The organism is Aliiglaciecola litoralis (assembly GCF_039523355.1).
Lineage (GTDB): Bacteria > Pseudomonadota > Gammaproteobacteria > Enterobacterales > Alteromonadaceae > Aliiglaciecola > Aliiglaciecola litoralis.
Genome location: NZ_BAAAFD010000006.1, coordinates 244371 through 259268, shown reverse-complemented (window position 1 = coordinate 259268; position 14898 = coordinate 244371). Strand labels below are relative to the sequence as shown.

At 42.3% G+C, this 14898-nt stretch carries 12 protein-coding genes; all 12 read right to left on the bottom strand.

Translation table 11 applies throughout. The annotated features are described in order from the left end of the window. Positions 1-240: 240 nt before the first annotated feature. The 12 genes from ABD036_RS12220 to ABD036_RS12165 all read right to left on the bottom strand — a co-directional run bounded on the left by ABD036_RS12220 (position 241) and on the right by ABD036_RS12165 (position 14878). Complete coding sequence (locus tag ABD036_RS12220; RefSeq protein WP_343860306.1) at positions 241-546, bottom strand: DUF6966 domain-containing protein; 306 nt, start codon at positions 544-546, stop codon at positions 241-243. 100 nt (positions 547-646) lie between these two features. Then, positions 647-997 (bottom strand): hypothetical protein, encoded by a 351-nt coding sequence (locus ABD036_RS12215; protein ID WP_343860304.1) that lies wholly within the window; start codon positions 995-997, stop codon positions 647-649. 1030 nt (positions 998-2027) lie between these two features. Beyond that, positions 2028-3221 (bottom strand): methyltransferase, encoded by a 1194-nt coding sequence (locus tag ABD036_RS12210; protein WP_343860302.1) that lies wholly within the window; start codon positions 3219-3221, stop codon positions 2028-2030. Positions 3222-3265: 44 nt separating this feature from the next. Beyond that, positions 3266-4507, bottom strand: coding sequence for a lipoprotein-releasing ABC transporter permease subunit (locus tag ABD036_RS12205; RefSeq protein ID WP_343860301.1), 1242 nt, complete (start codon positions 4505-4507; stop codon positions 3266-3268). A 1-nt stretch (position 4508) separates the two neighbouring features. Then, positions 4509-5195, bottom strand: a complete 687-nt coding sequence (gene lolD / locus ABD036_RS12200; RefSeq protein ID WP_343860299.1) for a lipoprotein-releasing ABC transporter ATP-binding protein LolD — start codon at positions 5193-5195, stop codon at positions 4509-4511. A 9-nt stretch (positions 5196-5204) separates the two neighbouring features. Further along, on the bottom strand, positions 5205-6260 hold the full coding sequence (locus ABD036_RS12195; protein WP_343860297.1) for a CNNM domain-containing protein: 1056 nt from the start codon (positions 6258-6260) through the stop codon (positions 5205-5207). 5 nt (positions 6261-6265) lie between these two features. Continuing rightward, positions 6266-8320, bottom strand: a complete 2055-nt coding sequence (locus ABD036_RS12190; RefSeq protein ID WP_343860296.1) for a S9 family peptidase — start codon at positions 8318-8320, stop codon at positions 6266-6268. A 118-nt stretch (positions 8321-8438) separates the two neighbouring features. Further along, complete coding sequence (locus ABD036_RS12185) at positions 8439-9791, bottom strand: M14 family zinc carboxypeptidase (RefSeq protein ID WP_343860295.1); 1353 nt, start codon at positions 9789-9791, stop codon at positions 8439-8441. Between the two features lie 30 nt (positions 9792-9821). Next, the gene (locus tag ABD036_RS12180; protein ID WP_343860293.1) at positions 9822-10130 is read right to left on the bottom strand and encodes a DUF1244 domain-containing protein; all 309 of its coding nucleotides are present in this window, start codon (positions 10128-10130) and stop codon (positions 9822-9824) included. Between the two features lie 120 nt (positions 10131-10250). Continuing rightward, positions 10251-12362, bottom strand: coding sequence for a polyribonucleotide nucleotidyltransferase (pnp, locus tag ABD036_RS12175; RefSeq protein WP_343860291.1), 2112 nt, complete (start codon positions 12360-12362; stop codon positions 10251-10253). Positions 12363-12609: 247 nt separating this feature from the next. Then, positions 12610-14382 carry a diguanylate cyclase gene (locus tag ABD036_RS12170; protein ID WP_343860289.1) on the bottom strand — a complete coding sequence of 591 codons (1773 nt, stop codon included), beginning with the start codon at positions 14380-14382 and terminating at the stop codon, positions 12610-12612. A 136-nt stretch (positions 14383-14518) separates the two neighbouring features. Continuing rightward, positions 14519-14878: an MmcQ/YjbR family DNA-binding protein gene (locus tag ABD036_RS12165; RefSeq protein WP_343860288.1), complete on the bottom strand. Its 360-nt coding sequence runs from the start codon at positions 14876-14878 to the stop codon at positions 14519-14521. Positions 14879-14898: the final 20 nt, after the last annotated feature.

Sequence of the window (14898 nt, the reverse complement as noted above, 5' to 3'; positions counted from 1 at the left end):
AATTCTGGACCTTTTGTAATCTGGTAGATTGAAAATAATGCGCCTAAAGTAAATCCGATTACAAGAAAGCGCATCAATCTTTGGGCGGTTTTATCAACTACGAATATCATGGCTACCTGTGCGAATAACGCTTCCCATAAAGGGCAAATACTTGTTGGCTAAAATACCTGAGGTACGAAGGGAAGCCAACGAGTATTTGTCCCAACGAGCCTGCGAGTGATTTGATGGGCTTGTTAGGCGCTACCATTCAAACCACGTCTTTAAGCCACTATAGTTATTATGACAATACTGCCACAGCTCTTGACGCAATTCGAATCCTCTAGTGGCTTCCATCGAATTTGCACCTGTGAATTCTAAAAAATCATTAAAGCTACCCATACCACCATAGGCAATTAAGCAGTGCCGCATACTTTTATTCGGTTTACCTTCATTTAGCAGCGTTATCGAAGTAAAAAAATGCTTAGCCCAAAAATCTTCATTGTATGATTTAAGCAGGTGATGCAGATCATCTAAACATCTTTTGTAATGTGCATGATCTGACTTCATTCGGTAGGCCTAACGCCCCTAATAAACGGCGCAAACTTGTTGGCTATAATGGCGAGGAACGAGCCCCAGCCAGCGAGTTTGCGTCCGGTTGATTGGTTTGTTATACGCCACACCTACCGCCCTTTGCAAATCGAAGTAAAACATCCAAAACATCCATTTTCTCAAACAATTCATCTGAATTAACAAAATCAACAAATTCTTCGGGCAGCGAATTTGGATCAAGTGACCTACAAAGTGTTGCAGGTTTCGATAAGAGTTTAGCCTGCTCACTAGCACCCACTTGATAACCAAGCAATAACATTGTGCATGAGGCTATTGCACTTTTTGAATCAAGTTCATCATGCACTCCAGAACAAATTTGCTTCCAATAACCTCCTGTACCCAAAGTGAAAGCTGTTGCTGAAGCAAAGTTACAAAAGGAGATAAGGAGGAAAGCAAATAAAATTTTCATGGTTTTCTCAATGGCGTATAACGCCCCACTAAGGGGCAAATAATTGTTGGCTAAAATAAGCGACGCAGGAGCAAAAGCCAACTTTTATTTGTCCCGCTTGAGTGGCTTGTTAGGCGAACTTTGTGACCACCCTTTAAACAATATATATCCATAAACACACCAAAAAATTATGAAGAAAGCTACATTCTCAAATTCATGTGCGTAATTTGTATAAACCGCATTTACGAATGTAAATACCATTGAAACAACGAAAAATGTAATTAGAGCGATCAGTTTTCGTTTTAAAGTAAAGAATAATAATATTACGCTAAATAATTGAAGGCCAATTTGTACTGTAACCCACCGACGATAGTTTTCACTATCAGACATATACAGAATCACATGTAACAATGTACTTACAACAAGGCAAGTGATTATCAATTTTGTAAGCCTATTTAATGCAACATCCATATCCACTAGTACGCCTAACAGCTTATTATGTAGACATCACAGTAACAGGCATGTGCTTTCACTAATGACCTCCACATTTCTTATCTTAATATCAAAAGCTTACCTTATTATTTGATTGTTTTACTAATGGTTTTCTTGTGTGTTACTGGGGCTTCTCAGTTATCAAAGGGCGTTAAACAAAATTTAATATTGCTTTTCAATAACTTAGCTAATCGTGTTCTTACAAGAGCGTAATTACTAAGAATTCATAGTAATTCCACAAGATTATCAAGGTGAAAGAAAGTCGGCTTTTTTGAATTTTACTGATCGTCAGAATGTCTTAGTCGACCATCCGCTTTCCAGTCAAAACTCAATTAAAGTTTGAATCGCTCAACTTCCGCTTTATTAAAATTGGGATCGTTCACTAAAATGTTCGGCTACGTTTGATGTAAGAATAACGTCAAATGAAACTTTATTAAGGAAATTTGGATTTCAACTGCTCTGACCCTATTGCGGGGCTCTATTTCAGCTCAGTACAATCAGCGCCAGTTCAGATAGGATGTGGACGAACTTAGCTAATGCGGACCTAACAACACATTCGTTATCGACTTGCTTGCAATAATATATTTCTTGGGCTCACGTTTCGGTCACAAAAGGTCGTTAATCTCACTTCATAACCATGCTCTTGTAACCATAAGGCTTTGTCCATATTCAACCAAACTTCTAGGGGACGCCTGAATACAGCGCGCATCAAGTCAAAGGCGGAAACCTTGTGGAAGCGCTGTTGCGCTAACGTTAAATAGTGTGACCAATTCACACTAGCAGGTAGATGTAGTTGGTTTTCTTTGGCCCAGTACTGACAAAAATCCTCGAAATTCAGGCGTGAGAAACTGAGCGGCATCGAGGGAAGTGGCAGGTAATTATCCTTTGCTAACAGCTCTCGTTGCAGCAAATCAAAACCCAATCGCATGGTTTGTAGCGTTTTTCGCTGCTTTACAACCGTGGCCCCTGCCGTAACGGTTTCCATAACCGCAGTATGCAAATCGGTTTTAGTCAACCGAAGCGCTTGCTGTTTACCAAGTGCCGAATAAGGTAAATAGTGTTCATCATTGCGCTTATGGTAGCAACACGGCACTAAACTAACCTCAGACACCTGATTAGCAAGACACAAGTCCAACAGCCTTTCATGAAGCCCTCCGCACGCATGCAAAGCCAATACGTGTTGTGCAGGGTGAAAGAAACGATCACAAGATTGACTCAAAACATCGACTTGATGGGAATCAAGTTTGTGATTTTCAGTTTGGGCACGCGAATTTGCCTGTTGAACTAAAGCGTTGTCCCACTCTAGTGCAGTCACAGATACATCATAGCAATGCGCGATATAAAACCCTAAATGGGACTTTCCAGCACAATATTCTAAGACTGATTGAGCAGAGATATCGACACTAGAGCACAGTGCTTCTACCTGCTGCCATTTGCGTCCTGGAATACCGGCATAAAACCTTGGGTTGACCGAGTTTAACTGTTTCGTTTCTGAGGCTGGAAGCGATATTAAACTATGTATTTCTGACAAAAACGGGAATTCATTGATTAATAAGGGTGTCAGTTCAGTGGGTTCATAGTGGAATTGCTCGATTTGTTGAGCCGAAAAGCCAAGTAACGTTTTCGCTAACTCAGGTGCATGAGCCACCCACTGGGGCGTTGATTGATGAAAGGCCACAGGCTTCCATAAATGCTGAGATTGTTGCAACAACTCACTCAACTGCAAAAACGTATGCTGTAAAGAATTGGTCATGAATATAAGTTAACCTATCTACGCCAATCGAAAACACACGGTCATCAATGCTGCCCTAAGGTTTCAGCCGGGTTAATGCGGGTGGCTTTAATTGCCGGATAAATGGTCGCAAGTAAACTCATGGTCAAAGCAATTAATGCGGTCAATAGCACTTCAGACCAGATTAATTCAGAAGGAAGAAAATTAATAAAATAGACATCCGCAGATAAGAATTGAAAGCCACTGAGTCGTTCTATAAATTCCGCTATTTGACTCAGATATGTTGCCAATAATACGCCAATGGATACCCCGATCAAGGTACCAAACAAGCCATTGACCGCGCCTTGCAGTACAAACACTTTGATGATCAAGTTATCCCTAGCGCCCATGGTTTTGAGCATGGCTATTTCCGCTCGCTTCTCGCTCACGGCCATCACCAAGGTAGAGATAATATTAAAACAAGCCACCGATATCACTAAGGTTAGCGCAACGTACACAACCGACCTTACCAGCTGGATATCTTGATATAAATGCCCTTGAGTACGTGTCCAATCTGACATATACACATGCTGATCAAATGCATAACCTATTTCGCGCATTGCCACAGGCGCGGCGAAAGGATCGTTAAATCGGAAACGAAGTCCTTGAGCACCAGTGACGATACCAAGGGTATCCGCCGAGGTTGCCATGTGCATGAAACCGATTTGACCATCAAGCTCACCGCCAACACTGACGGTACCGACCACGTTTAACCAAACGTTTTTCGGCGCTTTAAACGAAAGATCATCAGACACCTGCGGTAACAATAACTGCACTTTGTCGCCAACAGACACATCCAGTGCTTTTCGAACGGCCTCGCCCAATACAATACCGTCAGGATCCTTGATAAAACGTTCACGGGTTTGCTGATCAATACGTGATATCCAGGCACTGTGCTGGGCAAATTCCATGTCGATGCCGACGAGTTCAGGGATCGCTTTCATTTTGTTGCCTTTTTGCAGTAACCCTGACGCTTTGGTGTATGGCTCGATGGCAACAACACGTTTATCTTCAGCGAGGTACGTAATATGAGACTGCCAATCGACTAAGCCATTAGTATCAAAAGCATATATTTCGCCGTGAGGGATAAAAGTCAAAAGCCGTTCTTTAAGCTCTTTTTCGAAGCCGTTCATAACAGATAACAGCAATATCAGCACCGCACAACCCAATGCAACACCGATAGTTGAGGATGCAGAAATAAAGGAAATAAAGCCATTTTTGCGTTTTCCAGAACGAAAACGCCAAGCCAATTGCAGCACTAAACTCATTTTAAGGCTCCTGCCGAACGAGTTTCCCGTCGGTGATAAGCAGAGTTCTATCTAATTTTTTGGCTAATTCAGTGTCATGCGTGACAACGATAAAGCTAGTGGATATTTGCTCTCGAAGTTCATTCAGTAGCTGGTAAATACTTTGGCCTGTGCGGTGATCGAGGTTTCCGGTAGGTTCATCAGCGAGTACTAAATCTGGTTGAGTTACTAGTGCTCTGGCGATCGCTACTCGTTGGCGTTCACCACCGGACATTTCTGATGGTTTATGCTTGATACGATGGGACAAGCCAACTTTATCTAACATATTAGCCGCTTGTTTAGTGGCATCACCGCGATCGACTTTGCCAATCAACAATGGCATGGCGACGTTTTCAATCGCATTAAATTCGGGCAACAAATGATGAAACTGATAGACGAAACCCAACGATTGATTGCGAAAACGTGCCTGTTGTTTCTCGCTGTAGCTAAAAATATCGGTGCCTTTGAACAATACACTGCCAGAAGTGGGTGTATCTAATGCCCCTAAAATATGCAGCAATGTGCTTTTACCAGAGCCAGAGCTTCCCAAAATCGCAATTTGCTCAGCTTTATCAATATGAAAATTCACATTGTCCAATACCTGGACTTTGTTACTACCTTCTTGGTAATGCTTACTGACATTCTCACACACTAACAACTCGGTGGACATTCCTTCCGATTACTCCTGATTCTGTTGGTTAAATAGATCTCGTTCTCGACGTTTCCACATTAAGCGAGCAAGTCGCTTCATACTGATGTGCTTGTCTTTCTCGTCAACGATCTCAAATCCAAGTAAGCTTTCTAATAGATCTTCTAAGGTTAGAATACCTTCCATGCCGCCATACTCATCGATTACCAGCAACATATGCGAGCGAGATTGAAGAAAGTGTCGGAAGGTTTCAGATAACGCGGTGCTTTTTAACAGCGCTACCATGTCTTTTCGATATTCACTAAGCAGTTTATCACCGTTACCGCGCGCTTGCGCCAGCAACAAATCGCTCTTAAGCACAAAACCGCTGATTTCTTCTGATTCTCCGTCTTCAAAGACCGGAATACGGGAATACACAACAGAGGCGTGCTTATGGAAAAACTCATTGACGGTCATGTCTTCAGACACTTTAAACACTACCGTTCGATGGGTCATGGCATCTTTAACGGTTAATCCATCTAAACTCATCAGACTTTGCAGGATGTTGGCCTCTTGATGTTCCAACAAGCCTTCTTTATGGGATAACTCAGCCATTGCATGCAGCTCGCCTCGACTGAGGCCTTTTAATGGACTTTCTTCGGTAAATGAACTGGTAAGTCTATTGGATAACTGTACAAACGGATATAACACTAAGATTAAATATTTTAGGAAATAAGCGGTCACTGGCGCAAGTTGTCGCCAATAAGTCGCCCCAAGCGTCTTAGGAATGATTTCCGAAAACACTAAAATCAATAACGTCAAAACGGCAGAAGCTAACCCTAAGTAAGCATCACCAAATACCACCGCTGCCTGAGCCCCTGCCCCGGCTGCTCCCATTGTATGCGCAATGGTATTTAGGGTTAAAATGGCCGCCAATGGACGGTTAATATCCTCAGATAACTCGTGCAATATCTTACCGGATTTTTGTCCTTTGCTCATTGACACAGAAACATAGGCAGAAGAGATGCTTAAGATAACCGCTTCTGCCACTGAGCACAGAAACGAAAATCCTAACGCCACGAAAACATAAATGATTAGCAGGGTCATAAGATCTATTTAACATCCTGTTGTTGACTGTGCTGTTCAAACCACCACAGTATATATTCAACCTTTGCCATTAAATTACTAGGCTTACGGTAAATCCCATGTGATGCATCAGGGATCCTCACCATGGCTGTTTCTACCCCTTGGATTTTGAGGGCTTGATAATATTGCTCAGTTTCCGATATGGGCGTCCGATAGTCCGCCTCGCCGGTAAGTAATAATGTCGGTGTTGTAACATTACCCACGTAGCTTATGGGTGAAAATTTCATGTATCCGTCTATATCCTCCCAAGGTTTTTTATCAAACCAATACTGATAGAAAAACGGATAGGAGTCAGCCGTTAACACAAAACTGAACCAGTTAATTACCGGTTTGGCTACAACTGCCGCGGCAAAACGATCGGTTTGCCCAATCGCCCATGCGGTTAACACACCCCCACCAGAGCCACCAGTAATAAACAACTTGTTGGGATCAATAAAGCCTTTCTCTATCAACACATCAACTGCCGTCATTAAATCATCATGATCTTTGCTCGGATAATTTTTATCAATTTCTCTGGCAAAGGCTTGTCCATAGCTCGAACTTCCTCGAGGATTAATGTAAACCACGACATTACCTGGCGCGGCTAACAACTGAATTTCCATTGAAAAGTGCGGGCCATAAGCGGTCACTGGACCACCGTGGATCTCTAATATCAAAGGATAGCGTTTGGTTTTATCGAAATTCGGTGGGTAAGCAATCCAACCTTGGATTTCTTTACCATCCGCAGAAGATGGAAACCTAATTTCTTCAATTTTAGCTAAGGTTTTATGCGCTAGTGCATCTTCATTTAATTGGGTCAAAATGGTGGTTTTTTGGTTTGTCACTACCGCAACATCCGCTGGACGGCTTGGATCTGAATACGTAATGGCGAGGTTGCCCTTAGCACTGACTGAAAACTCAGCACTTGTATAGGGACGACCGTACGATTGACCACCAAGTTGCTTGGATAAAACCGAACGTTTATTACTGCCGCTTATTGACTGTTTTGCTAGCAGCGTATGGCCGAAGTCATCATATTGTATATAGAGGTTTTTGGCGTCATCAGACCATTCAATTGCATCAATACTACGGTCAAGGTCTGCACTAAGAATGCGTTTGTTGTTGCCATCAATATCCATGATATGCAGCAAGTTATTATGATAATTTGCGCGTTTATCATCAAATCCAAGATACGCAATGTACTTGCCATTAGGCGAGACCTTAGGATTGCTGTCAGGTCCAACTCTGTCCGTTAGTTGCGTGATGACCCCGTCGTCGATCGTCAGTTTGAAAATATCACGACCTAAGGGGGTGAACTCTCGATTCTCGCCGCGATTAGCGGAAAAATAAAGGGTCTTACTATCCTTACCCCATGACACTGCGCCACCATTGTTGAACTCATCCTGAGTTAATTGTCTTGGTGTACCGCCTTGCGATGACAATAAAAATAATTCTGTTGAGCCTTTCTCTGTATAACCGCCACCGTCACGGCGATAATAAACATCATCAATGTAAATTGGTGCATCTGCCCATTTAGCGTCCTTAGGTTTTCCGCTTAGACTAACGGGAGCGGGTTTTGATTCACTGACAAACATCGAAAAGGCAATGCTATTACCATTGGGGGACCAAACAAGATTGCTTGGCGCTGAGCTTAAATTGGTGAGTTTGGCTGTTTTACCAGACGACAACCAAGTGACAAATATCTGCGGTTTTCCGGTACGGGTCGAAATATAAGCGAGACGATCTCCGCTTGGTGACAATGCCGGAGCGTAATCTAAATGGTCACCGGTAGTCACAGGTAACATCTGTTTCGTTTTAGTATTTACCGACCAAATATTGCCAAGTTTTCTGTCGCTTTGGATGTCCATGTAATGACGCACAAAATATACCGTATCGCCGTCGCTGCTGATGACTAAATCAGACGCATATTCAATATCAAAAATATCGAGTGACTTTAACGTGTTCGAATGCACCGAAATCGATATCAAGCAGCACAGACCAAAAATAACGCCGAAAAAGCGGCTAACAGAAGCGTTCATCATGTTTTTATCCCTAACAACAAAACGTAAGTTTATCGTATTTATCTACAAAAACCTTCAAAAAACGTATTTTCTCAAATGCGCCGGAATTTGTAATTTTACACAACGTGTTTTAGGCTATTTATAGCGTTACTAGTTCGCCATTTAAAACAGCGGCTATCACTTTGTGTTCATCTCTTATTAACCAGTTTGGCTGGTGTTGTTGGCGCATAAATTCACTTGGCTGTGCATGACCAACGCCCTGAATTATCGGCCAAGGAGACAATTGCTTAATAAGCGCAATATCGCCCTCAAAGCGACAATATCCTTGGGTTAATAGTCGTCGGTAAGCTTGCTCAGTCAAATCAAAGGGCTGCTCTACACAAAAGGTTTTACCTTCATCATAATGCGCACCTTGGGCATTAAATTCAACAAAAGCGCCAATACCGGAAAGATCACCGATTTGCACGATACGATTAGCCAAGTGTTGTTGGCAGTACTTTAGAGCCACATCGACACGACAAGGGCCTGATGGGCTATCTATCTGCAAATTTCTAATTATCAGGTCAACTAAACCATTTTCTCGATTCGTTGGTAAATCGAAATAGTGGCCCTCTTGCCCCTGCAGGCTCGAAAGATCCGTCGATGCTATTAGATGAAAACTGTGCATTAACACGGCGAAATTTAATCGCCGAGCTAACTGCCTATTGGGATCCATTGGCCCCTCGCCTGACTCGATTAAAATAGTCGCAACACCTTGGCTACTGGCATAATCGCCAAACGCTTTAATGGAATAGCCATCAAGATATTTGGCCACATGACCATCGAGTTGAGGTGCAAATGCCTTTAGGCTGCTTGCTATCAATTGCATCGCAACTAAACGGTGTTTTGATTGTGTTTCAGCGTGATCACCCGGTGGCGCCATAAATGCCAGTACGACGTGCTTGCCTGTATTGCCAACGGCGTAATAACGACTCTGATCATGCAAATTGAATGCAAAATCAGGGTGTACATCATCTAGTAGTTTTTTGAGGTAATTAGCTTCAGGACTTTGTAGTTGGTATGCATCACGATTGATGTCGATACCTTGATGATTTTCTCGAGTGAGATGGTGTGCACCATCGGGATTAAGCATAGGCACAATGTGAAGCGTTACTTGGTTCAGTAATTGGGTTACCCAAGCTTCACTGCTATTAGCATTAATAGTTTGCAGTATATCTAATAGGGCTGCCGTTGCAGTTGACTCATCACCGTGCATTTGTGACCAACATAAAATCGGTGTTTTGCCCTTCCCCACTGCAACCCAATTTATTGGTTTACCTAGGTTTGAGTTACCCAATACCGTCTTAACCATAGGCAATGACGACGATTGAAATATATCGTTTAAACAGCGTTCAACATCGTCAGATTGCAATTGCGCTTTGTTTAGTCCCGCACATTTATGCTGTTCATATAATTGCCAAAAATGCGCGGCACAAGGGTTAGATGAATCCATTCAATAAGCCACAGTCATACAATGCATTGCTTAGCTACAACCGCTTTTTTGTGCTTGTCGTTGCTCAAAGGCAGCTAATTGCTCGGCAGTAGCTTTGGCTTGATACAACTCTTTCCACTGGCTATAAGGCATGCCATAGATTTTTTCACGGGCGCTTTCATAGTCCATGTCTATACCTTTTTCTTGCGCTGCGGCTTTGTACCATTTACCTAGACAATTGCGACAAAAGTCCGCCAAAATCATCAGGTCAATGTTTTGTACATCTTTGTTATCGTCTAAATGCTTTAATAGACGTCTGAAGGTTGCCGCTTGTATTTCAATTTCGGTTTGCTTGTCCATCATTTCTCTCTTTAATTATTATCTGAACTTGGGATAAGCCAAGTCGGTTAAATTTGGTAAATTAGCTTATTTATAGCAAAAAAAAGGAGCCACAGGCTCCTTTTTTAGTTCACTTTACAATTACTCTTCTGCTGGTGTTTCTGCAGCAGGCTTTTCAAGTAACTCTTTGATACTCAAGCGTACGCGGTTCTGACGATCAATTTCCATCACTTTCACGTCAACCATTTGACCTTCAGACAAGTAATCTGAGGTTTTGTTAACACGCTCATGAGCAATTTGAGAAATATGCACTAGGCCTTCTTTGCCTGGTAAAATTTCAACAAATGCACCGAAATCAACGATACGAGTTACCTTACCGTGGTAAGTTTTACCCGCTTCAACTTCAGCCGTTACTTGCTCAATCTTAGCGATAGCGATCTCCGCTTTCGCCAGTTCTGTGGCGAAAATCTTGATAGTACCGTCGTCTTCTATCTCGATATTGGTATCTGACTCTTCAGTAATAGAACGGATCATAGCGCCGCCTTTACCGATAACATCACGGATCTTGTCTTGATCGATTTTCAAGGTATAGATACGCGGTGCGAATTCAGACATTTCATCGCGGTGACCACCTAGTGCTTGGTCCATTACGCCAAGAATATGCAAACGTGCTTCTTTAGCTTGCTTAAGCGCTTTTTGCATGATTTCTTGAGTGATACCTTCGATCTTTATGTCCATTTGCAGTGCAGTAATACCGTTGGTAGTTCCCGCCACTTTAAAGTCCATGTCACCTAAGTGATCTTCATCACCTAGAATGTCAGATAATACGACGAAGTTGTCATCACTTTTCACCAAGCCCATTGCGATACCGGCAACAGAAGCTTTGATTGGTACACCCGCATCCATCAATGCTAATGAGGTACCACAAACAGAGGCCATTGAAGATGAACCGTTAGATTCAGTGATTTCAGAAACCACACGAACCACATACGGGAACTCTTTTTCAGATGGCATTACTGCCATGATGCCGCGTTTAGCAAGTTTACCGTGGCCGATTTCACGACGCTTAGGAGAACCAACAAAACCGGTTTCGCCTACACAGTATGGAGGGAAGTTGTAATGCAGCATGAAACGACTATCTGCTTTGCCATTCAACCCATCAATCATCTGAGCGTCACGTTCAGTGCCTAAAGTAGCGGCAACCAATGCTTGGGTTTCACCACGAGTGAATAGTGCAGAACCATGAGTTCTAGGCAAAACACCGGTATTGACGTGCAATGCACGGATCATATCGGGGTCACGACCATCGATGCGCGGCTCACCCGCTAGAATGCGAGAACGCACTACATTACTTTCAAGTTCGTGTAGTAGTTCGGCAACTTCTTTAGGATCTTGCTCTGGAGATTCTTCTAAAATGGCTGCAACGGCTTTTTCAGTTACCGCTACTACCGCGTCTTTACGCTCCATTTTGTCAGAGATTTGGTATGCTTGAGTCATACCTTCTTCAGCCAATTCTTTGATCTTCGCTTTCAATGCGGTGTTTTCAGCTTCTGGCTGCCAATCCCACTTCTCTGTGCCCACTTCATCAGCGAACTCAGAAATTGCATTAATAACCACTTGGCTTTGCTCGTGACCGAACATAACTGCGCCAAGCATGACTTCTTCAGACAAAATAGCAGCTTCTGATTCAACCATCAAAACCGCACTTTCAGTGCCAGCCACAACGAGATCTAGTTCGCTGCTTTCTAATTCAGAAGTTAAGGTATTAAGAATGTAACCACCGTCTTTATAACCAACACGAGCAGCACCAACTGGACCACTAAACGGAATGCCTGAAATAGCAAGCGCAGCAGAGGTACCAATAAGTGAAATAATATCGGTTGGAATTTCTGGATTGGCAGAAACAACAGTGATGATGATTTGTACTTCATTCATGAATCCATTTGGAAACAATGGACGAATTGGTCTATCGATTAAACGTGCAATTAAGGTTTCGTCTTCTGAAGGACGACCTTCACGTTTGAAAAAGCCACCTGGGATTTTGCCCGCAGCATAGGCTTTTTCTTGGTAATTTACGGTTAGCGGAAAGAAACCTTGATCGGCCTTCGCTTCTTTTTTACCTACAACAGACACTAACACACAGGTGTCGTCCATGCTTGCCATCACGGCTGCTGTTGCTTGGCGGGCGATTACACCCGTTTCGAGAGTTACAGTATGCTGTCCATACTGAAAAGTTTTAGTAATAGGGGTCACTATTTATCCTTCTTTGATTTTTCTAATCGCTTTTAATTGCGGCGCATAGTATAGCGGCATGAGCGCAGAATCGACAGAAGATTTTATCAATAGTTGCAGGTTTAACGTAGTAATGAGGGATATTTAGCGGCTTTAACGGTGGTAATTACAACCTTTTCAACTATTAGAAGCTGTTCAAAGATCCTTAACAGACTATACCGGCCTAAGGATTAAGCATAATTCGCGCTATGTATTGAAGAGAAAACCGCTACTCTTCTTGATACACTTTGACTCGGTTTCTACCTTGTTTCTTGGCTAAGTACAGTGCAATGTCAGCTTGTCTAAACAAGTCATCAAAATTCGATTCTTGAACTTGTCCAAATGACACACCAATACTGACGGTCACAGCCGCATCATTAATCGCTGGCATTTGCGCGATGCTCTTACGGATCCTTTCAGCGAACATAATGGCTGATTCTTGATCACTTCCGAATAACAACAAGACAAATTCTTCACCGCCAATACGAGCCAGTATTTCATTTTTTCGACACAAGGATTTAATTAATTCAGCTAGGTTTTTGAGTAATTGGTCCCCTGCTTTGTGACCAAATCGATCGTTAATGGATTTAAAATAATCGATATCAAGTAATAAAAATGCGAGCTCTGTATTGGTATGTTGGTATTGTTTAAGGCTGTTTTCTAGATAACGCCTATTACCAATGCCCGTTAAAGGGTCCGTTTCAGAATATTTCTTCAATATTGAATTTGAGCTTTGTAGCTTTGATAATGCTTGTTTGCGCAATCTTAACAACAAAAACAAAATAATGGATGTCATAGCAAAAAGCACTGCACCAAACATAATTAAGGTGTTATAGCGTTCATTGCGTTCCTTAATTAACACCTCGTTTTGCAACCGCCTTAACTCTCTTTCCATCGCCAACTGGGTTTCTAATTTGGTCACTAATCGTTGTTGTATCAAAGGTTGCACTTGATTTCGCCTGTCAATATATCGAGCCTGGATATTAGCCGCTGCTTCATATTGTTGTTGAGTCAACTCTAATTTCGCCAGCTGCTCGAATAACGCCATTTCACTTTCGACCGTGGCCTTATCGCTGACTTTTGCTATTCCCTCTTGATATACTTGTCGTGCATCATCTAAGCGATCGGTTTGTTCATAACAGTTTGCCAATCCTAGATACGCCGCAGCTACGGCCGGAGGGTAGCTACTACCGCGTTCATCTTGAATGACGAATTGATAGAGCTCGATAGCTGCTGGATAATTTTGTTTTAATCGTTGTACATGAGCCAAGTTGACAGTTGCTTCACTAAAAGTAAAACTTCTAATCTTGTGTTCCAGTTCTATCACACTTTCTAGCGTCTGTTTTGCTTGAACCAAACTGCCCGCTTTAAGCTGTGCGGCCCCTAAGCCTACTGTAGAATTCATTTGTAAATCGAAGTTGTTTAATGAGATATATAAATCGATAGCAAGCGAGAAATAACGTATAGCATCATCATAGGCACCTTGTGCATTAAACACGTTACCGATGTTGTTATACACGGTGGCTTTATCTTCAATATTATTATTTCGCTCGGCGTATCCTAAGGCCTTCAAGTAATAATCTAAGGCTTTGCTGTAATCCAAGATTAACTCGTTAAAAACACCCAGTGCACGATTTGCGACTGATATTAAATGGTAGTCGTCGGTCTCAAGTGACACTTCCAGCGCTTGTTGTAGGTGCCTGAACGCCAGCTTATTATTACCTTGGAACATGTGAGCTTGACCAAGTAAACGTAAACCGTCAGACAAACTACTTTTGTCACCAATCTGTTTTGCAAGCTCAATGAGTTGCTCTGCGAAGGTTATGGTTTTTGTTGGTTTGATATAAAGATAATGACTTGCTAGCGTAGTAAGGATATGTTTTTGTTTAGGTTTATCAACTAACGTCAATTCGCGCTCTAACGCCAGAACATCCGTATCACTCGAACTTGCGTTAGCAATCTGACTAAAAAGTAAGATTAATAAAACCCCCCAACGAGACATCCGCTCTCCTAAATTCAATCCAATAGTTCCTTGCCAAAACGACCGTTAATCGATCTTACGGATATATCCACCTTCAATCATCATACCCTAACCCATCCTATTTACATCACTTTAGACAAAGTTTATTTTTCAATCTCTATAAGTGAATTAATATTGACTGTTGTTCTTTTTTGGGCATTTTATTGACGACCAATAAAAAGGAATTATCCATCATGCGCTCTAACTCTCCTTGGGGAATGGAATCGTCTAAATACAGGGTGTTCCAGTGTTTTTTATTCATGTGGTAGCCGGGTTTGACTGCGACGAACATCTCTCGTAACAGCAATGCTTCGTGGGGATCGCATTTGAGGTTCATTCTGCCCTCGCCGTCTTCTTCACCTAAAGTTGCGAACATTTTGTGTTTCACTTTAAACACTGCGACATCAGGCCCAAATGGAAAATCCATAACCGACTCAGGTTTAGACAGCAGATAGCTTTTTACTTGCTCAATGTTCATTGCTAACCTTCATTTCTTTA

What these genes read in the sequence shown, in the direction of transcription:
- ABD036_RS12220 (WP_343860306.1), bottom strand. Translation starts at nt 546, where the DNA reads ATGAAGTCAGATCATGCACATTACAAAAGATGTTTAGATGATCTGCAT.
- ABD036_RS12215 (WP_343860304.1), bottom strand. Translation starts at nt 997, where the DNA reads ATGAAAATTTTATTTGCTTTCCTCCTTATCTCCTTTTGTAACTTTGCT.
- ABD036_RS12210 (WP_343860302.1), bottom strand. Translation starts at nt 3,221, where the DNA reads ATGACCAATTCTTTACAGCATACGTTTTTGCAGTTGAGTGAGTTGTTG.
- ABD036_RS12205 (WP_343860301.1), bottom strand. Translation starts at nt 4,507, where the DNA reads ATGAGTTTAGTGCTGCAATTGGCTTGGCGTTTTCGTTCTGGAAAACGC.
- lolD (WP_343860299.1), bottom strand. Translation starts at nt 5,195, where the DNA reads ATGTCCACCGAGTTGTTAGTGTGTGAGAATGTCAGTAAGCATTACCAA.
- ABD036_RS12195 (WP_343860297.1), bottom strand. Translation starts at nt 6,260, where the DNA reads ATGACCCTGCTAATCATTTATGTTTTCGTGGCGTTAGGATTTTCGTTT.
- ABD036_RS12190 (WP_343860296.1), bottom strand. Translation starts at nt 8,320, where the DNA reads ATGATGAACGCTTCTGTTAGCCGCTTTTTCGGCGTTATTTTTGGTCTG.
- ABD036_RS12185 (WP_343860295.1), bottom strand. Translation starts at nt 9,791, where the DNA reads ATGGATTCATCTAACCCTTGTGCCGCGCATTTTTGGCAATTATATGAA.
- ABD036_RS12180 (WP_343860293.1), bottom strand. Translation starts at nt 10,130, where the DNA reads ATGGACAAGCAAACCGAAATTGAAATACAAGCGGCAACCTTCAGACGT.
- ABD036_RS12170 (WP_343860289.1), bottom strand. Translation starts at nt 14,382, where the DNA reads ATGTCTCGTTGGGGGGTTTTATTAATCTTACTTTTTAGTCAGATTGCT.
- ABD036_RS12165 (WP_343860288.1), bottom strand. Translation starts at nt 14,878, where the DNA reads ATGAACATTGAGCAAGTAAAAAGCTATCTGCTGTCTAAACCTGAGTCG.